An 18,310-nucleotide genomic window follows, 5' to 3' on the forward strand; every position below is an offset into this window, starting at 1 on the left:
CTTCCTGTCATACTAGGCAGTTACGAAATGGACAGTTTAAGTTTGAGGTAATACACGTGATTTCAGTTGGTATTGTCGGCGGTACAGGTTATACAGGCGTTGAATTGTTGCGTCTTTTACTACGACACCCAAATGTGCAAGTAAGCGTATTAACATCGCGTACAGAAGACGGTCGCCGTGTAGATGATATGTTCCCAAGCCTACGTGGACATACCGAACTTAAATATTCAGATTTTAATATTGATGAACTGAAAAAATGTGATGTGGTGTTCTTTGCGACACCGCATGGCGTTGCCATGAAGCATGCCGAAGAGTTGGTGGCTGCAAATACTAAAGTGATTGACCTTGCCGCAGACTTTCGTTTACAAGACTTAGAACAGTTTGAAAAATGGTATGGTATGCAGCATGCGTGCCCTGAACTACTGAAAGACTCGGTTTATGGTTTGTCAGAATTAAACCGTGAGCAGATTAAACAAGCCAATGTCATTGGTAACCCTGGTTGTTATCCAACGACAGTACAACTGGGTTTAGCGCCGTTATTTAAGCAAAACGACACATTAGTTAAACCTGAAAGCATTATTGTTGATGCAAAATCGGGTGTGTCTGGTGCAGGTCGTAAAGCCAGCCTTGGTATGATCTATTCTGAAAATGCAGATAATTTCAAAGCTTATGGCGTTGCAGGTCACCGTCATCATCCTGAAATTGTGGAAGCGTTGGAAAATATTTCAGGCTTAAAAGATGTATTTAACCACATTTTATTTGTCCCGCATTTGGTGCCAATGATTCGTGGCATGCTGAGCACGATTTATGTGGACTTAACCGATGCGGGTGAAGCTGCTGATGTGCAAAGTTTATATGAACAGTTTTATGCCAATGAAGCTTTTGTTGATGTGATGCCTGCGGGAAGCTCACCAGAGACACGTTCTGTGCGTGGTGCAAATCAATTGCGTATTGCGCTGTATAAACCACAACCGAAAAAATTGGTGGTCATTTCAGTACAAGACAATTTGGTTAAAGGGGCAGCAGGTCAGGCCGTTCAAAACATGAACTTAATGTTTGGATTTGCTGAAACTGCAGGCCTAGACGGAATTGGTTTATTACCATAAAAAACGTTTTAAAACTTCACACACATTTAGATTTCGATTTAAATGTGTGTTTTGAATTGAATCAAAATAAGAGATGACGATGCCGAACACTGACACCAATATGACGTCACAACAGCCTGAACCTGCAAAGCCGTTTTTGCAGACCAATAAGCCCTTGGCAATTGGTGCTGCAATATTGATGGTTGCAAGTGGACTATTGGGCTATACCGTCGGACATCGTCAGGGTTTAACGGTGGTAGGTTTTGATGCAGATGCTGAGCAACTGGTCGAAGTGGTACAAAAGCAAAAGACCAGTCTGGATGCTTTAAATAAAAACTATAATGCTGCTGTTCAGGAGCGTGACGTTGCTGTAACCAATTCAAATGAGCTGTATTTGTCATTGCAAAAAGCTCTGGATCAACAAGCGCAATCTGAAACCACAGCTGTGATTTACCGTGAGGTTTTGCGTCAACGCGGTGGTATTCCACTGGCTGTGCAGCATATTGCGATTAAACCGTTGCCTGAAAATGCATTTGAATATCAACTGGATTTGGTTCAAGTCAGTCCATCTAAACGTGCAGCTTCAGGTACCGTTGAACTCCGACTCATTCGTGGTACAGAGGTTTTAGTTGTACCGCTTGAAGACAAAAACTTTAACTTTGAAAACTATGAGCGTTTAACAGGGCGTTGGACGATGCCTAAAGGCTTTACGCCACAGTTTATCGAAGTCCGTTTAACAGGTAGCACACCAGTGACACGACGCTTTAGTTGGTCACGTGGTGAAGCCGTAGAAAGTCAATCTGCATTCGTCTCTGAAATTCCTCAGGCTGAGGCAAATGCACAATAATTGTGAATTGTAAGTTTATGGGTATCTCTAAGCGTTCAACGTGTTTAAATGAAATCAAGCAGTCTTTTCATGAATCTGGCTATGTCGATTGGCATATCAGCCCGCGCTTGAGCAATGATGAACCGCATGAAGAAGAAAATGGGGATGTCGCTGTCCAAACCGCGCCACCAGAACTTAAGCGTCCGCCACTCTATGCTGTCGTTTTAATGAACGATGACTACACCCCAATGGACTTTGTTATTGAAATTTTACAACAATACTTTGCTTTGAATCTTGACCAAGCCACGCAAGTAATGCTAACTGTACATTATGAAGGAAAAGGTGTTGCAGGCGTTTACCCGAGAGACATCGCGGAAACAAAAGCAAACCAAGTCAATAATTACGCTCGGTCTCAAGGTCATCCTTTACTTTGTCAGATTGAGCCGAAAGATTAAGGGGGTTCCATGCTCAGTCGTCAATTAGAAGTATCCTTACGTTTGGCTGTTAGTATGGCTCGACAAAAGAGACATGAATTCCTAACCGTTGAACATTTATTATTGGCTTTACTCGATAATGATTCGGCCGTAAATGCATTGAAAGCCTGTGGTGCAGATATTATTGTGCTTCGCAAAGAGCTTGAAGAATATGTAGAGCAGCACACCCCTAAGCTGGGCGAAAACAGTGATCAAGCCCCGCATCCAACCGAAAGTTTTGACCGTATCTTACAACGTGCAATTTTTCATGTGCAATCAAGCGGTGGTGATCGGACGGTTGAAGGCGCAGATATTTTAGTGGCGATGTACTCTGAGCGTGACTCTTTTGCAGTCTACCTCTTGAAACGCCATCAAATTAACCGTTTAACGTTGACACAATACTTGGCCCACGGCACACGTAAAGACGAAGTGCAAGTGGAAGAAGAAATTGAAGATCTTGATGGTGAATCTACCAGTTCAAGCAACGCAGGCCCTTTAGAGCTGTATACAACCAACTTAAATGTTGAGGCACAAAAGGGTAAAACAGATCCTTTAATTGGTCGTGAAAAAGAAATTGAGCGTGCAGCACAAATTCTATGCCGTCGTCGTAAAAACAACCCGTTATTGGTGGGTGATCCTGGTGTCGGTAAAACATCGATTGCTGAAGGTTTAGCTTGGCTCATTGTCAATGGTAAAGCACCGAAACCATTGGCAAATGCTGAAGTGTATAGCTTGGACATTGGTGCTTTGGTGGCAGGAACCAAATACCGGGGTGACTTTGAAAAACGTTTAAAACAACTTTTGAACGCGTTGAAAAAGAAACCAGAAGCAGTTTTGTTTATTGACGAAATCCACATGATTATTGGTGCAGGCTCAAGTATGGGCAGCACGATGGATGCGTCAAACTTGATTAAACCCGCTTTGGCCAATGGCTCATTGCGCTGCATCGGCTCAACCACATTCCAAGAATACCGCCAAGTCTTTGAAAAAGATCATGCATTGTCACGCCGTTTCCAAAAAATTGATGTCAATGAGCCATCTATTTCAGAAACGATTGATATTTTACGCGGTTTGAAGAGCAAGTTTGAAGATTTCCATCATGTTAAATATGATGACAAAGCTTTAATTTCTGCGGTTGAGTTATCTGCGAAATTCATTAATGACCGATTCTTGCCGGATAAAGCTATTGATGTCATTGATGAAGCAGGGGCACAACGTCGTCTGAAAGCCGAACAAGATGACACCTTGATTACCGTGGAAAATATTGAAGATATCGTGTCGAAAATTGCACGTATTCCACCAAAAACTGTGTCTAAAGATGACAAGACCGTTCTTGAAAATCTTGAGCGTGATTTAAAACGTGTGGTCTTTGGTCAAGATGAAGCCATTGAAGCTTTAGGCTCAGCAATTAAACTGTCGCGTGCAGGCTTAAAATCACCAGATAAACCTGTGGGTAGTTTCGTTTTTGCAGGCCCAACTGGGGTAGGTAAAACAGAAGTCACCAAGCAGCTTGCGAAATTACTGGGTGTTGAGCTGGTTCGTTTCGATATGTCGGAGTACATGGAGCGCCATGCGGTTTCACGTTTAATCGGTGCGCCTCCAGGTTATGTAGGTTTTGATCAAGGTGGTTTGTTGACCGATGCGATTCATAAAAATCCGCATTGTGTATTATTGCTAGATGAGATTGAAAAAGCACATCCAGACGTGTTCAACTTATTGTTGCAAATCATGGACCATGGCTCATTGACTGATAACAATGGTCGTAAATCAGACTTCCGTAATGTGGTGTTGGTCTTGACCACAAATATTGGCGCGGAAAGTATTTCTCGCGTGAGTATTGGCTTCATGGATCAAGACAATAGCAATGATAACCAAGATGCAATGAAGAAAGCATTTTCTCCAGAGTTCCGTAACCGTTTAGACAGTGTGATTCAGTTTAAAGCTTTACCTACGACAGTAATTGAAAATGTAGTGGATAAGTTCTTAACTGAATTGCAAGCACAACTCGATGATAAAAAAGTCATTCTTGAAGTGGATCAGAGTGCGCGTGAGTGGATGGCTGAAAATGGTTATGATCGTTTAATGGGCGCTCGCCCAATGCAACGACTCATCCAAGAGCATTTGAAAAAGCCACTGGCTGAAATGATTCTATTTGGTGAGCTTGCAGAACACGGTGGCAATGTTGCGGTCTCTGTGAAGAATGAAAATGGCAAAGCGGTGGGTTTAAAACTTGAAGTTTTTGAAGACCAAACGGCTGAGCCTGCTTAAAAATTGCTACATAATTTAAAACCCGTGTTCGCACGGGTTTTTTATTGAAAAAGTATTTAACAGTTAGAACTAATAAAAGTAGGTTGCATGGATATTCAATTGACGAAAGTTTTAAGTACATTTGTACTGTTTTTGGTAACCGCTGTGATGGAAATATTAGGCTGTTATTTCCCTTATTTGATTTTAAATCAGGGAAGAAGTCATTGGTTGTGGTTTCCTACAGCTTTAGCGCTAGGTGCTTTTGTGTGGTTGTTGACTTTACATCCGGCTGCGTCAGGACGTATTTATGCCGCTTATGGCGGAATTTATATTTTTACCGCATTGCTATGGTTACGTTATGTCGATCACGTTTATTTATCCCGTTGGGATGTAATGGGTGGGGCAGTGGTATTGATTGGTGCGGCCATGATTATCTTACAACCACAAGGATTGGTTCGCTAAAGTAGAGAACCAATCGCTATAAAGACACTATTTGATACCGCAGTCTTTTTGCTTTAATTCTAAATCGTAGCTATTTTTCTCAGAGCTGAGCTGTAATTTTACAATGTAGGGGTTATGGCGTTGATACTGATGCTCGAAGAAAATATTGCAGTTTTGTACAACATTCTTTTTAATCACTTTTTGAACTTCTTTCGCACCCAAATCTTGTTCAAACTGGGCAAAATCAGGGGTAATAATCAAACCCTTAAGCTCGGTACGGTCTGCATATAGGTTAAATTGTTCAATGATGGTGTTGTTATCAATTTCAATTGGGAGGGTTCGAGAGTCTTCTGCAGTTAATACGGTTAAGATCTCGTTCAGAGTTTCAGGCTGTTTAATTTTAAAATTTGCATCAATAATTTGTTTGGACTGTAAATAGTCATCAAATTCTGAGGCTTGAACCTGAAAAAAAGTAGAGCTTAGAATTGTAGCAAGGCACAGGCCAGTTTTTTTGAAATGCATGGAAAGTGTCGCTTATAAAAATTATGTTCCGATTATAGCTTTGCCCTTATAAAAAAAGCACCCTTAGGTGCTTTTCGTTGGGAAAATTAATTAATCTTTCTTGGCATTTTCATTGATTAAAAACTCAATCAATGCTTTTTGTGCATGTAAGCGGTTTTCAGCTTCATCCCAAACCACGGCATTTTTATGGTCGAGCATCTTTTCAGAAATTTCTTCGCCGCGATGCGCAGGTAAACAATGCATAAATAAACAATCAGGATGAGCAAGATCCATAAGACGTTCATTCACTTGAAAGTCTGCAAAAGCAGCTTCACGAATTTTTTGCTCTTCTTCTTGGCCCATGCTTGCCCATACATCGGTCACGATGAGGTCTGCATTTACGGCAGCATCTTCAGCTGAGTTAACCAGTTCTGCACAATGCGCAAATTCACTTAAAAATTCTGCTTTGGGTTCATAACCTTTAGGCGCAGCAATTTTTAACTTAAAGCCCCACATATGCGCAGCTTCAATATATGAATTACACATATTGTTGCCATCACCAATCCACGCTACCGTTTTGCCTGCAATGGGCCCACGGTGTTCAACAAAAGTTTGAACATCTGCAAGTAGTTGGCAAGGGTGGTGATCATCGGTCAAGGCATTAATCACAGGAACTTTTGAATAAGAGGCAAAACGTTCAACAATGTCATGTCCAAAAGTACGGATCATCACAATATCCAACATGCTTGAAATCACGCGTGCTGAATCTTCAATCGGTTCACCACGACCCAATTGGGTGTCTCGTGGAGAGAGGAAAATTGCACTGCCACCAAATTGGCTCATGCCTGCTTCGAACGATACACGGGTACGGGTGCTCGATTTTTCAAAAATCATACCCATGACTTTACCAACAAACGGTTGGAATACTTCGCTGTTGTGCTGTTTACGCTTTAGTTCGATACCGCGTTGCACAACTTGGTTCAGTTCTAAAGTAGATAAATCGCGTAAGGTAAGAAAGTGACGTAGAGCCATTGTTACTCCACAATAATTGCTGAAAACCGAAATAGGTACAGAACAACAATTAGTTGTTGGTTGGTGGAAAGAAAAAGAGAGTCGATTAATATACTATATGCAAAGGAAATTGCAAAAAAACTAGACTTTTTGATGACCTGCTAAGAAACGATCTACGCAATAATGAACATATTCTAGATTTTCTTGTTCATTTTCTTCAACATAGATGTTCATAAGCACTCGCCACTCTAACTCACGTACAATACCAAAAAAAAGCTGGGCAGAATAATTTGGGTGTTCACATCGAATAATGCCTATTTCATCTGCTTTGGTTAAAACACAAGCCACAGCATCTTCAATATGTTTAGGCCCTTGTTTGTGAATATGAAAGGCCAACTGCGGATTACGTTGTACTTGTTCCATAATGAGTCTTAAAAAAGAGGCATTTTCTGGAAGCACGAGATGCGTTTGAATATTTAAAATGGTTTGTATTAAATAAACGCGCAAATTGTCCTTAGTGAAATCAAAAGGCATACAAATATCTTTAAAAAACAGCTCACGACGGTAGTCACAAATTGCTGTAAAAAGACCGTCTTTATTGCCAAAATATTTGTAAATCGATGCTTTTGAACCACCCGCATGATTGACAATATCATCAAGTGAAACCGCATCGTAGCCATGTTGCAAAAACAACTCGTTTGCACTTAATAAAAATGCAAGACAGCGTTCATGACCTCGTTTTGTGTGAGGTATGTCACGTGTAAGGGGTTCTAGTTGAACTGAGTCGTGCATATAACTAAAAACAGCCTAATAAATGTGGATCTCTAGTTGCTATCATAGCAAAAATATGCACACATTGTTGTTTTGGGGCTTATCTGTTTACCACTAAAGCCCAACGCATGGAAGAAAATTACACAATAAAAACGTGAACCATGGGACTAAAGTTTTAGAGTGATCATTCTAAAATGTCATAGCCAATTCAGTCATTATGGCTATACTCAAAACTCGAAAATTAAAGTAAATGCCGTGGAAAGGACGATGACAGAACAAAGATCTGCAGGCTTAAGATTTAGACAAGCACTGGAAGTGGAAAAACCATTACAAATTATCGGTACTGTCAATGCTTATGCAGCAATGATGGCGAAACAGGTGGGCTACAAGGCCATCTACCTTTCGGGTGCTGGTGTAGCCAACTACTCTTATGGATTGCCTGACTTAGGCATGACCAGTCTGGATAATGTTTTGGAAGATGTACGCCGCATTACCGAACGCGTAGACACCCCGTTACTGGTCGATATCGACACCGGTTGGGGTGGGGCATTTAACATTGCGCGTAGCGTTAAACAAATGATTGCCGCAGGCGCAGCCGCAGTGCACATCGAAGACCAAGTGGCCCAAAAGCGCTGTGGCCACCGCCCAAACAAAGAAATCGTCACCCAACAAGAAATGGTCGATCGCGTCAAAGCTGCAGTCGATGCTAAAACCGATGCAAATTTTGTGGTGATGGCACGTACCGATGCTCTACAAAAAGAAGGCCTACAAGCGGTGATTGACCGTGCCTGTGCTTGTGTAGAAGCCGGTGCTGATGCGATTTTTGCCGAAGCAATGACTGACATTACCATGTACAAAACCGTCTGTGATGCAGTCGGTGTCCCAGTATTGGCGAACATCACCGAATTTGGCGATACTCCATACTACACCAAAGAACAACTGGCAGAACAAGGCATCTCGATGGTGCTGTATCCACTGTCACCGACCCGTGCCATGCAAAAGGCAGCACTGGAAGTCATGCATGCCATTCGCAATGACGGCACCCAAGTCAACGTCCTCGACAAAATGCAACAGCGCAAAGAACTCTACGAATTTCTCGATTACCACACCTTTGAAAACACATTAGACAAGCTGTTTAAACAGGAGAATTAAAAATGGCTGAAGGAAAAGTCCTCACAGGCGCAGGATTGCGCGGACAAGTCGCAGGAAAGACAGCACTCTCAACCGTGGGCAAAAGCGGAGCAGGCTTAACTTATCGTGGTTATGATGTTCAAGACCTCGCTGAAAACTGCCAGTTTGAAGAAGTGGCTTACCTGATCTTCTTTGGTGAACTACCCACAGCAGAACAGCTCACCGCTTACAAAGCTAAACTTAAATCACTGCGCCAACTGCCACAAGCACTTAAAGAAGTACTTGAGCGTATCCCAGCAGACTCACACCCAATGGATGTGATGCGTACGGGCGTATCAATGCTGGGCAACCTAGAAACAGAACAATCTTTTGCAGAACAGCAAGATGTTGCAGACCGCATTCTCGCAACGCTTCCAGCAATCATTTGCTACTGGTACCGCTTTAACCATGATGGCGTACGCATTGAAGAAAATACCGATGACGATTCAATCGGTGCTCAATTCCTACACCTGCTGCGTGGCGAAAAACCAAATGAACTGCATGAGCAAGTGATGAATGTATCACTGATCCTCTATGCAGAGCATGAATTCAACGCATCGACCTTCACCGCACGCGTATGCGCATCAACCTTATCCGATATGCATTCATGCATCACCGGTGCAATTGGTTCACTACGTGGCCCATTACACGGTGGAGCAAACGAAGCAGCGATGGAAATGATTGAAAACTGGACGTCACCTGAAGAAGCTGAGCGAGAAATGCTGGGTAAATTGGAACGTAAAGAAAAGATCATGGGCTTTGGACATGCAATCTACAAAGACAATGACCCACGTAATGGCATCATTAAAATTTGGTCTGAGCGCTTAGCCAAAGATGTCGGTGATACCGTTCTTTATCCAGTTTCAGTCCGTTGTGAAGAAGTGATGTGGCGTGAGAAGAAATTGTTCTGTAACGCTGACTTCTTCCATGCATCTGCTTATCACTTCATGGATATTGCGACCAAATTATTCACACCAATCTTCGTGATGAGCCGTGTGACGGGTTGGGCGGCGCATGTGATGGAACAACGTGCAGACAACCGTATTATTCGCCCAAGTGCGGACTATACTGGGCCTGAACTGCGTAAAGTAGTGCCGATTGAAGAACGTTCAGCGGCTTAATATAAAGCTCTGATACATTATTAAAAAAAGCCTCTTCGGAGGCTTTTTTTATATGCAATTTTTTTGTTGATTTTTCTCAGGGGTTAATTCATATAAATATTTAATTTTAATTAAATAATAGATAATTAAAAGAATAGAATTGCTATAATCGCGACCGTTTATTTCTTCATTTTTATTGTAATTTACTTTATGAAACATAAGTTTTTGTGTGCATCAGCACTGTTTTTGGGGTTGTCGCATTCTGCTTTCGCCATGCCATTTGATCCACTTATTGGAACATGGAAAGTGATTGATGATCGGACAGGGTATTATATTTCAGATATTGTGATTCGTAAGAATTCTAAAACATCACAATATAGCGCAGTGGTGAACAAGTACTATCCTTTGGCTGGAGCGCCTGTGAGTGATGTGTGCAGTAAGTGTCAGGGTGGGCTTAAGGATAAACCGATTTTTGGTATGCAAGTGCTGAATGGATTAATGGGTGATGCAACAGGTCAAAAATTCGCAAAAGGCCAATGGCTGAATCCTCAAGATGGCCGTGTATATAACATCAATACTGCGCTGCTCAATGCAGGTAAAGATCAGATGAAGGTACAGGCCTCAGCAAAAGATGCGAAAGGTTTGAGCAACATGACATGGAAAAAGCTTTAAGTCTTTTGAATGTGTCGATAAAGCCATCGTACGGTCATAGTTAGATGGCTTTTTTATGGATAAAAGAGTTAGAGAGGGATTTTCTAGACTTGTTGAATTCATATAAAAAAGAAAAATTGCATTTCGGAGTGTATGTTAAAGTAAATGTAGTCTTTTAATCGATGAGATGTACGCCCTGAAGAGAGATGATTAAGATTTACTTAATTGATAATGATAACTATTATTGTATGTTAAGCTTCGGTATCTTATGGCTGTATATACGAAAAATGACTCATCTTTATAGAAAGATTTTTACTACTGTGCTTTCGCGAATTTTTGGCTCGTTGTTGATTTTGGGTGCCAGTTTAAGTATTTATGCGAAACCTGAAATGAAACCTTTACCTGCCAATATTGCAGAAGTGGGGTCTGAGTATTACGATTTCAAAATTAAAGAGTTTGTATCCAAAGACCCACAAAAAACATATAAAGTGTGGTTAGGTATTCCTAGAACAGCGCAAAATGGACAAAAAGCGTATCCATCTGTTTTTATGTTAGATGGGAACTCTGCGATGTCTCATCTGACTGAAGAAATACTTAAGTCTTTGTATGCAAATGATGCCCCTGTATTGGTTGCCATTGGTTATAAAACCAATTTGCCATTTGCCACAGCTTTTCGTTCACTCGACTATACTCTAGCAGATTTATTAACTGGAAAACCCGCCCAAGATCCACGAAATCCAGAGCGAATGAGCGGGGGAAGTGCTGATTTTAGAAATGTGATTTTGAAGGACATCGCTCCTTGGGTTGAGCAGAATGTAAAGCTGGATGCGCAAAAAAGAGCGTTATGGGGGCATTCCTATGGAGGGCTTTTTGTGCTTGATAGCTTGCTCGATGGTCGTTATTTCAGCCATTTCTTTGCTGCAAGTCCATCACTTTCTTGGGCCGATGAGCGCATGATGCAAAAAATTAGAATAGTAAAATTAACCAAAGAGGCGCAAAAACATGTATGGCTGATGGAAGGTGATCTTTTAACACATACTGGAGCACAGCAAAGCGCTAATTTTGATGCAAATGGCATCAATAAAAATAGAGAAATTCTATCTCTATTTGATCAGCAAGGCGTAGAGGCTAAATTTTTAATCTATCCAAATCTAAAGCATGGTGAGGTGTTTAAAGCGTCTTTATTAGACGTGCTTTCAAATAAATTGTATTGATGGTATTTAAACTATCTGAACATAAAAAAAGCCTGACCATATGATCAGGCTTTTATTCTCAACAACGTTAAACAGGATTTTGTTCTAGTAGTACTTGGCCATATTGGGCGCGGAGTTCACGTTTTAGCATTTTACCCGTACCGCTCAGTGGAATACTGTCGACAAAAATCACACGGTCAGGGATCTGCCATTTCGCAATTTTGTCGGTATAGTAGTCTAAGACACCTTGTTCAGTGACCGTGCTATCAGGTTTCTTCACAGCGATGACAATAGGACGTTCATCCCATTTTGGATGTTCGGCTGCAATAACGGCTGCCATAAGAATGTCTGAATGTCCCATCGCAAGGTTTTCAAGTTCAACCGATGAAATCCATTCGCCGCCAGACTTAATTAAATCTTTAGAGCGGTCACTGATGCATAAGAAGCCGTCTTCATCTAAAGTTGCAATATCACCTGTGTCAAACCAGCCATCGGTCGTGAGTGCAGAGTCATCTTTACCAAAGTAACTGTCAATAATCCAGTGCCCTTTAATTTGTAGATTTCCAATCTGCTCACCATCGCGGGCAATTTCATTGCTGCCTTTTTCTTCATCGGTAAGACGTAAATCTACTCCAAAAGGCGGACGGCCTTGAGAAAGACGTAGCTTGAAACGCTCTTGTTCAGAGAGCTGTTGATGTTTGGCTTTAAGTTGGTTGGCAGAACCGAGTGGACTGGTTTCGGTCATACCCCATGCATGAATGGTGTCGCAGTTATAGTCATTTTTAAAGGCCGCTAACATGGATGGTGGACATGCAGAACCACCGACAACGTTACGGTTCATACTTGCCAGTTGACTGCCTGTTTGTTTGGCTGCTGCCAATAAACCTTGCCAAATGGTTGGTACACCCAAAGCTACAGTGACTTTATACGTATCAATCATGTTCACTAAACTTGGCCCATCTAAGCCTGGCCCTGGCAGTACAACTGTACAACCGACCATAGCCGCTGCATAAGGCGTACCCCAAGCATTGACATGGAACATTGGTACTACAGGCAACATGATGTCATTTGCAGACAGATTCAGAGAATCGGGTAGGCTGATGGCAAAACTATGCAAAATGGTGGAGCGGTGGCTATATAGCACACCTTTTGGATTTCCCGTTGTGCCTGAGGTATAGCACAAAGAGCTTGCGGTTTGCTCATCAAAGCTTGGCCATGTGAACTCTTCAGACTCTTTGCTGACCAAGTCATCATAAAATTTCACATCGGCAATTTTTTCTGTAATAGCGTCATCTGCAGCATCTAAACAAATAAAATGCTCTACATGGGGTAAATGTGCTTTTACCGCAGCAATGAGTGGCGCAAAGGTTTTATCAAATAACACCACGCGGTCTTGGGCATCATTGATAATAAAAATCAATTGTTCTGGAAATAAACGTGGGTTGATGGTGTGGCAAATATAACCACTGCCAGAGATCGCATACCAAGATTCTAGGTGACGATGATTGTTCCATGCGATGGTCGCCACACGGTCGCTTTGCGAAAGTCCTAAGCCTTTGAGGACATTGGCAAATCGCTTAGAATTGGCTGCGACTTTGGCCCAGTTGGTTTCAGTGATACTGCCGTCTGTATTTTTAGAAATAATGGCTGTATCCGCATGGTAGCGTTCTGCGTGATCAATAAGATTGCTAATTAATAGCGGTTGAAACATCATACGTCCAAGCATGTATAAATATCCTTATCGTTGCTTTTTTATCAAATTCTTTATTGGTTACTCGAAACATCTGTTTTGAGCATTCATTGTATTTTTATCCTAGCTTGATCCAAATTTAAATCAAGCATTGTTTCATTCTCAGCCGTATTTTTAAAAGCGATGTGAAGCAGAACTACAAGTAAATGAAAAGCATCATTTAAAAAAGTAAATGACCTTTTATCACTTTATGCTGTTATTCGACAAAAGGCACTTGAAATTTATAAAAACTATGTTTAAAACTGTGTATAGCTCATGAGATATGAGTTGTGGGTATTTCAGGAAGATATACCTATTTTAAGAAGCGAATTTTTAAAAAATCACTTACAGGAGTTAAAAATGCTTCAGTTGTTTAAAAAATTATTTTGCATCCACGTTTATGAATATGAACAAATGACTGAAATTGGGGAGCATATGGAATGCCGAAAGTGCGGTGATTCTAAAACCGACTAATCATCTTAAGGAAAAGTGAGCGAAAGCTCACTTTTTTAATGTCGATCATTTTTATGGCTTGGTTTGACTGAATCGACGCAGAACGGCTTACAATAGCCGAATCACAGTGTTTAGCGTATTCGGATGATGATTAAAAATTTTCAAGCACAGACTTATATTGTCGATGATAATCTGACTGATACCTTAAGCTGGCTGTGTCAGCATCAAGAGTGTTTTGATTCTTTTCACTATGACGCGATTCGCCAAACCTTAACTGTCCGCCATGCCAATGGTGAAGATGAGATCTTCCAAGGTGATTATCTGAATGCCAGTTATGGTATTTTAATTACTGCGCATAATTTTGCTCAGTCATCTGAAGGTTAAATAGATAGACATTAAAAAAGCCCCATACTGAATAAGGGGCTTTTTTGTGCTTAGCAAATCTTGGGAATTAGCTTGCCATGGCATCTAGGCTAAGGTCTGCCACCGTTGGTTTTGGCTTTTCTGCCACTAAACCTAATTTGGTGAACAGTTGACGATCTTTACCTTCGCCTGCATTTGGCGTGGTCAGTAGTTTCTCACCCGAGAACAATGAGTTTGCACCCGCCATAAATGCAAGTGCTTGGTCTGAGTCAGAAAGTGCTTCACGACCTGCAGATAGGCGGATATAGCTGTGCGGCATGATAATTCGCGCAACAGCAATGGTACGAATCCATTCCGTCACATCGAGTTTTTCAACATCTGCCAGTGGCGTGCCTTCAATTGGAACCAACATGTTGATTGGCACAGATTCTGGGTGAATTGGCATCGTTGCAAGCTCTTGCAATAAACCAATACGGTCTTCTTTCTTTTCACCTAGACCAACAATACCACCGCTACACACTTTCATACCTGCTTGACGGACATATTCTAAGGTATTTAAACGGTCGTCAAAGGTACGTGTACTAATAATATGTGAATAATACTCGCGTGAAGTGTCGAGGTTATGGTTGTAATAATCTAAACCTGCATCTTTTAAACGCCCAGCTTGAGACTCATTCAGCATCCCTAAAGTCATGCAAGTCTCTAAACCAAGTGCTTTTACTTCTTTAACCATTTCTAGTACATAAGGCATGTCACGTTCATGTGGATTACGCCAAGCTGCGCCCATACAAAAACGAGATGAGCCTGAGGCTAAAGCTTCTTTGGCTTCTGAAATAACTTTGTCTACAGCAATTCGCTTTTCGGCTTCAAGTTTTGAGTCATAACGTGCTGACTGAGAGCAGTACTTACAGTCTTCAGGACATTTTCCTGTTTTAATCGACAGTAAAGTACTGACTTGAATGGTGTTGGCTTGGAAATGTTGGCGATGTACGGTCTGCGCTTGAAAGACGAGATCAAGAAAGGGCTGATCATACAAAGCTTCGATTTCTTCACGCGTCCAATCATTGCGTAGGTTCATAATGGCGATCCATTTTTAATTCTAACTTGTATACATCATACATTTAACGTGCCAACTTAAAAGGCATTATTGCTCAGTTTTAATAGTATCTCCCGATTATGTTTTTAATTTTATCTTTTTATGAGATTGTAAAAATAGTTGCAAAGTTGAGCGTTTTTTCGGAAATTTGGCCGCAAAATTCTATTTATTTGGATTTTGAGTTACACTGAAAATGCAGCTAAATAGATAAAATAAATAAAATTATGCAAGCAAATGGCTATTTGATTGAACTTTTATTGATTGAGTCTGTTTGAAGCAAGTATTAGTGCTTTTTCATCAGTTGCTCTTGGGTGGCCCAGTCAATATGGACTTGCACAATATCGTTTAGCTCTGGGCGAGAAGCTTGTAATTGCTGCAATATTTCATCTGAAAATGGTGCATTACCTAAACCAATCGCGACGTTACGCATAAAACTTTGGTAGCCTGTACGACGTAGGGGACTCCCTTCTGTATTTGCCATAAATGTGTTTTCATCCCATTGCCAAAGGTCAATTAGTTGAATGTCATCCAAACCATGACGTGGGTTAAAATCATCAATTGGTGTGGTTTTGGCAAAGCTATTCCACGGGCAAATGAGCTGGCAGTCATCGCAACCAAACACACGGTTACCAATACCGCGGCGTAGTTCTTCAGGAATAATGCCTTGGAACTCAATAGTTAAATAGGCAATGCATTTACGTGCATCTAATAAATAAGGCTCAACAATGGCTTGGGTCGGACAAATATCAATACAAGCGCTACATGAACCACAGTGTTTGGTGGTGGCTTGGTCAAAAGGTAGCTCTAAAGAGGTAAAGAGCTCACCCAAAACAAAAAATGAGCCTGATGTTTTATGAATGAGTAAGGTGTGTTTACCGACCCAGCCCATGCCCGCATTTTCAGCCAATGATTTTTCAAAAATGGGTGCTGAGTCTGCAAAGGGGCGAGATTCAAAATCGCCAACTTTGGCTTTGATTTTCTGAGAAAGGGTCTTTAAACGCCCACGCATGACTTTGTGATAGTCACGTCCGCGTGCATAACGCGCAATGATGGCGCTATTTGGTGCAAAAGGCACAAGACGTGGTTCAGGAACGGCTACCAAATAATCCATACGCACACAAATAATACTTTTGGTACCCGGAACAAGCAGTGTTGGATCTGCGCGTTTTTCTAAGTTTTCAGCAAGAAAATGCATGTCACCATGATAACCAAGTTCTAAATATTTTTTAAAACGCGGCAATTCAGCTTGAGCATCTGGTTTGGCGATGACACAATCAGAAAATCCTAAAGCCAGTGCTTCAGCTTTAATCCAAGCCTTAAGCTGCTCTGGATCATATTGATCTACAGGGATTTTTGAGGAAGATGTGGATGTTGTCATAACCAAGAACAAAGGAAAAATCATGCATCAGCAAGTGTACCACAGCAGTGAGATTCAAGCATGGGAAGGACGTTGGTTCGCGCAGCAAAATAGTGCTTATGGGCTGATGCAACAAGTCGCATGGGCAACAACTGAACATATGCTGTCTAGGCTTAAACAGCAGCAGGTCAAAAGCGTTGCGGTGTGTTGTGGTCAAGGCAACAATGCAGGTGATGGTTACTTGATTGCATCGTATCTAGCCGCGCAAGGCTATGATGTTGAAATTTATGCAGCAGCTTTGGGAGAGTCTACTTCACTGCAACAAGCACATGCAGCAGCTGTGCAACAGGGGATAATGATTCATAGCGGTTTTGCTTTTCAACATTCATATGATGCCTATATTGATGCTTTGTTTGGCATTGGGTTAAACCGTGAACTCAGTTCAGACTGGCAGACAGTGATTCAGCAGATCAATAGACAAACAGGTTTAAAAATTGCGGTTGATATTCCAAGTGGTTTGCAGGCCAACACGGGGCAAGCTTTACCTTGTGCAGTTGTCGCCGATTATACTTTTACGGCTCTCGGCCTAAAGGTAGGTTTATTTACTGGACAGGGTAAAGCATTTTCAGGAGAGGTCACGCTTATTTCGCTACTTCCTGTAGACAGTGCTTTAAAACCTTTAGCTTCACTTGCTCCACAGCATGTGCAGCTTGTACCGCGTCAAGCCTTTGGGCATAAAGGAAGTTACGGACACGTAATGGTGATTGGGGGACATGCACAGATGGGCGGTGCGGTGATGTTAGCTGCAGAAGCTGCCTTTCATGCGGGTGCAGGCAAGGTGACCGTGGTATGTGATGCAAAACACCATACTGCAATTCTAGCCCGTGCACCCAATATTATGCTGCGTGATATTAACCAAATGTCGCTCCAAGAGCGTGAAGCATTGGTGGCTCATGTGGATGCAGTTAGTTTTGGTATGGGCTTGGGAAGAGACTCGTGGGCTCAGCAGCAGTTTGATGCATGGTTTCCACTCATTCAGACCAGTGCTTTACAGGTGGTGTTGGATGCGGATGCTTTATGGTTTTTGGCTGAAAAGCCAGTAAAACTCGGTGAGCAGGTGTACGCAACACCGCATCCTGGGGAGGCCGCGACTTTGCTCGGTATCAGTACCTCAGTGGTGGAGTCCGACCGTATTGCAGCTATTTATGCCTTACAAGAAAAATATGCAGGACAATGGGTGCTTAAGGGTTCGGGAAGCTTGATTTTAGATACGCAACTTTGGATTTGTACCGTAGGTAATCCAGGGATGGGAACAGGTGGAATGGGAGATGTATTGGCAGGTATGATTGCCAGTTTAAAAGCACAGTTGCAAGATGACATTGCGTTACATCAAATTGTGACCTTACATGCCCAAGCAGGTGACCTTTTGGCTCAGCAAGGTGAGCGTGGTTTACAAGCGCAGCAAATGAGTCAAGCTATTTATACGGTCGTGAACCGAGAGCATACAGTATGAAAGCAGTAAAACTGACCATATCGGGAAAAGTTCACGGTGTTGGATATCGACGCTGGTTTGCACAATATGCTGTTGCTGTAGGTTTAAAGGGTTATGTACAGAATCTGGATTCAGGTGCAGTTGAAGCGCTGCTTTTGGGTGATGATGGTGTGGTTGCCGAACTGGTGAATTTCGCTAAAGTCGGGCCAACTCATGCGGTAGTCACTGATGTGGTCATCGTAGAACTTGCTTCAGAACAGCAAAGATTTACAGATTTTCAAATACGTCGCGAATGACTAAGTATTCAAAAATAAAAAAAGGGCGAAAGTTTAACTTTCGCCCTTTTTTCTA

18 protein-coding genes are annotated in these 18,310 nt (G+C 41.8%); 12 read left to right on the forward strand and 6 right to left on the reverse strand.

Annotation, left to right across the window (positions count from 1 at the left end; all coding sequences use genetic code 11):
* Nucleotides 1–50: 50 nt before the first annotated feature.
* From argC to AC0KVP_RS06710, 5 genes are all read left to right on the forward strand, one after another.
* Entirely contained in the window at nt 51–1,106 is a 1,056-nt protein-coding gene (gene argC, locus AC0KVP_RS06690; RefSeq protein WP_473340441.1) for an N-acetyl-gamma-glutamyl-phosphate reductase, read from the forward strand.
* 79 nt (nt 1,107–1,185) lie between these two features.
* On the forward strand, nt 1,186–1,932 hold the full coding sequence (locus tag AC0KVP_RS06695; protein WP_195728051.1) for a DUF6776 family protein: 747 nt from the start codon (nt 1,186–1,188) through the stop codon (nt 1,930–1,932).
* Nucleotides 1,933–1,949: 17 nt separating this feature from the next.
* Nucleotides 1,950–2,366, forward strand: coding sequence for an ATP-dependent Clp protease adapter ClpS (gene clpS, locus AC0KVP_RS06700; protein ID WP_004981811.1), 417 nt, complete (start codon nt 1,950–1,952; stop codon nt 2,364–2,366).
* A 9-nt stretch (nt 2,367–2,375) separates the two neighbouring features.
* Nucleotides 2,376–4,652: an ATP-dependent Clp protease ATP-binding subunit ClpA gene (gene clpA / locus AC0KVP_RS06705; RefSeq protein WP_005401078.1), complete on the forward strand. Its 2,277-nt coding sequence runs from the start codon at nt 2,376–2,378 to the stop codon at nt 4,650–4,652.
* A gap of 87 nt (nt 4,653–4,739) precedes the next feature.
* On the forward strand, nt 4,740–5,093 hold the full coding sequence (locus AC0KVP_RS06710; protein ID WP_473339796.1) for a YnfA family protein: 354 nt from the start codon (nt 4,740–4,742) through the stop codon (nt 5,091–5,093).
* A 27-nt stretch (nt 5,094–5,120) separates the two neighbouring features.
* Here the strand turns inward: AC0KVP_RS06710 and AC0KVP_RS06715 are convergent, their stop codons facing one another.
* The 3 genes from AC0KVP_RS06715 to AC0KVP_RS06725 all read right to left on the reverse strand — a co-directional run bounded on the left by AC0KVP_RS06715 (nt 5,121) and on the right by AC0KVP_RS06725 (nt 7,376).
* Nucleotides 5,121–5,594, reverse strand: a complete 474-nt coding sequence (locus tag AC0KVP_RS06715) for a hypothetical protein (protein ID WP_473339798.1) — start codon at nt 5,592–5,594, stop codon at nt 5,121–5,123.
* Between the two features lie 90 nt (nt 5,595–5,684).
* Nucleotides 5,685–6,605, reverse strand: coding sequence for an ornithine carbamoyltransferase (argF, locus tag AC0KVP_RS06720; RefSeq protein ID WP_473339801.1), 921 nt, complete (start codon nt 6,603–6,605; stop codon nt 5,685–5,687).
* Nucleotides 6,606–6,725: 120 nt separating this feature from the next.
* Nucleotides 6,726–7,376, reverse strand: coding sequence for a TetR/AcrR family transcriptional regulator (locus tag AC0KVP_RS06725; RefSeq protein WP_005401081.1), 651 nt, complete (start codon nt 7,374–7,376; stop codon nt 6,726–6,728).
* Between the two features lie 246 nt (nt 7,377–7,622).
* On the opposite strand from AC0KVP_RS06725, the gene prpB reads away from it, so the two are divergent.
* The 4 genes from prpB (at nt 7,623) to AC0KVP_RS06745 (ending at nt 11,490) form a co-directional block, all read left to right on the forward strand.
* The gene (gene prpB, locus AC0KVP_RS06730; protein WP_183175501.1) at nt 7,623–8,507 is read left to right on the forward strand and encodes a methylisocitrate lyase; all 885 of its coding nucleotides are present in this window, start codon (nt 7,623–7,625) and stop codon (nt 8,505–8,507) included.
* 2 nt (nt 8,508–8,509) lie between these two features.
* Nucleotides 8,510–9,646 (forward strand): bifunctional 2-methylcitrate synthase/citrate synthase, encoded by a 1,137-nt coding sequence (prpC, locus tag AC0KVP_RS06735; protein WP_473339808.1) that lies wholly within the window; start codon nt 8,510–8,512, stop codon nt 9,644–9,646.
* A 189-nt stretch (nt 9,647–9,835) separates the two neighbouring features.
* Nucleotides 9,836–10,297 carry a DUF2147 domain-containing protein gene (locus tag AC0KVP_RS06740; protein ID WP_473339810.1) on the forward strand — a complete coding sequence of 154 codons (462 nt, stop codon included), beginning with the start codon at nt 9,836–9,838 and terminating at the stop codon, nt 10,295–10,297.
* A 266-nt stretch (nt 10,298–10,563) separates the two neighbouring features.
* Nucleotides 10,564–11,490, forward strand: a complete 927-nt coding sequence (locus AC0KVP_RS06745; protein WP_473340443.1) for an alpha/beta hydrolase — start codon at nt 10,564–10,566, stop codon at nt 11,488–11,490.
* 67 nt (nt 11,491–11,557) lie between these two features.
* Here the strand turns inward: AC0KVP_RS06745 and AC0KVP_RS06750 are convergent, their stop codons facing one another.
* On the reverse strand, nt 11,558–13,195 hold the full coding sequence (locus AC0KVP_RS06750) for a long-chain-fatty-acid--CoA ligase (RefSeq protein WP_473339812.1): 1,638 nt from the start codon (nt 13,193–13,195) through the stop codon (nt 11,558–11,560).
* 603 nt (nt 13,196–13,798) lie between these two features.
* On the opposite strand from AC0KVP_RS06750, the gene AC0KVP_RS06755 reads away from it, so the two are divergent.
* Nucleotides 13,799–14,035 (forward strand): hypothetical protein, encoded by a 237-nt coding sequence (locus tag AC0KVP_RS06755; RefSeq protein ID WP_473340445.1) that lies wholly within the window; start codon nt 13,799–13,801, stop codon nt 14,033–14,035.
* Nucleotides 14,036–14,102: 67 nt separating this feature from the next.
* On the opposite strand, the gene bioB is transcribed toward AC0KVP_RS06755, so the two are convergent.
* Both bioB and queG read right to left on the reverse strand, forming a co-directional pair.
* Nucleotides 14,103–15,092 carry a biotin synthase BioB gene (gene bioB, locus AC0KVP_RS06760; RefSeq protein ID WP_004981788.1) on the reverse strand — a complete coding sequence of 330 codons (990 nt, stop codon included), beginning with the start codon at nt 15,090–15,092 and terminating at the stop codon, nt 14,103–14,105.
* 301 nt (nt 15,093–15,393) lie between these two features.
* The gene (queG, locus tag AC0KVP_RS06765; protein ID WP_473339816.1) at nt 15,394–16,488 is read right to left on the reverse strand and encodes a tRNA epoxyqueuosine(34) reductase QueG; all 1,095 of its coding nucleotides are present in this window, start codon (nt 16,486–16,488) and stop codon (nt 15,394–15,396) included.
* A gap of 22 nt (nt 16,489–16,510) precedes the next feature.
* Here queG and AC0KVP_RS06770 point away from each other — a divergent pair, with 22 nt between their 5' ends.
* Together AC0KVP_RS06770 and AC0KVP_RS06775 are read left to right on the forward strand one after the other, a co-directional pair.
* Entirely contained in the window at nt 16,511–17,980 is a 1,470-nt protein-coding gene (locus tag AC0KVP_RS06770) for an NAD(P)H-hydrate dehydratase (protein WP_473339820.1), read from the forward strand.
* Nucleotides 17,977–18,255, forward strand: a complete 279-nt coding sequence (locus tag AC0KVP_RS06775; protein ID WP_473339823.1) for an acylphosphatase — start codon at nt 17,977–17,979, stop codon at nt 18,253–18,255. The genes AC0KVP_RS06770 and AC0KVP_RS06775 overlap by 4 nt, the downstream gene beginning before the upstream one ends.
* Nucleotides 18,256–18,310 lie beyond the last annotated feature (55 nt).

It is taken from the genome of Acinetobacter sp. DL27 (assembly GCF_055810995.1).

Excerpts from the sequence above, each read along its gene's own strand:
- AC0KVP_RS06745 (WP_473340443.1), top strand. The coding sequence starts at position 10,564 with ATGACTCATCTTTATAGAAAGATTTTTACTACTGTGCTTTCGCGAATT.
- AC0KVP_RS06770 (WP_473339820.1), top strand. The coding sequence starts at position 16,511 with ATGCATCAGCAAGTGTACCACAGCAGTGAGATTCAAGCATGGGAAGGA.
- clpS (WP_004981811.1), top strand. The coding sequence starts at position 1,950 with ATGGGTATCTCTAAGCGTTCAACGTGTTTAAATGAAATCAAGCAGTCT.
- AC0KVP_RS06710 (WP_473339796.1), top strand. The coding sequence starts at position 4,740 with ATGGATATTCAATTGACGAAAGTTTTAAGTACATTTGTACTGTTTTTG.
- bioB (WP_004981788.1), bottom strand. The coding sequence starts at position 15,092 with ATGAACCTACGCAATGATTGGACGCGTGAAGAAATCGAAGCTTTGTAT.
- AC0KVP_RS06715 (WP_473339798.1), bottom strand. The coding sequence starts at position 5,594 with ATGCATTTCAAAAAAACTGGCCTGTGCCTTGCTACAATTCTAAGCTCT.
- prpC (WP_473339808.1), top strand. The coding sequence starts at position 8,510 with ATGGCTGAAGGAAAAGTCCTCACAGGCGCAGGATTGCGCGGACAAGTC.
- AC0KVP_RS06775 (WP_473339823.1), top strand. The coding sequence starts at position 17,977 with ATGAAAGCAGTAAAACTGACCATATCGGGAAAAGTTCACGGTGTTGGA.
- AC0KVP_RS06740 (WP_473339810.1), top strand. The coding sequence starts at position 9,836 with ATGAAACATAAGTTTTTGTGTGCATCAGCACTGTTTTTGGGGTTGTCG.
- AC0KVP_RS06750 (WP_473339812.1), bottom strand. The coding sequence starts at position 13,195 with ATGCTTGGACGTATGATGTTTCAACCGCTATTAATTAGCAATCTTATT.
- clpA (WP_005401078.1), top strand. The coding sequence starts at position 2,376 with ATGCTCAGTCGTCAATTAGAAGTATCCTTACGTTTGGCTGTTAGTATG.
- queG (WP_473339816.1), bottom strand. The coding sequence starts at position 16,488 with ATGACAACATCCACATCTTCCTCAAAAATCCCTGTAGATCAATATGAT.
- argF (WP_473339801.1), bottom strand. The coding sequence starts at position 6,605 with ATGGCTCTACGTCACTTTCTTACCTTACGCGATTTATCTACTTTAGAA.
- prpB (WP_183175501.1), top strand. The coding sequence starts at position 7,623 with ATGACAGAACAAAGATCTGCAGGCTTAAGATTTAGACAAGCACTGGAA.
- AC0KVP_RS06755 (WP_473340445.1), top strand. The coding sequence starts at position 13,799 with ATGATTAAAAATTTTCAAGCACAGACTTATATTGTCGATGATAATCTG.
- AC0KVP_RS06725 (WP_005401081.1), bottom strand. The coding sequence starts at position 7,376 with ATGCACGACTCAGTTCAACTAGAACCCCTTACACGTGACATACCTCAC.
- AC0KVP_RS06695 (WP_195728051.1), top strand. The coding sequence starts at position 1,186 with ATGCCGAACACTGACACCAATATGACGTCACAACAGCCTGAACCTGCA.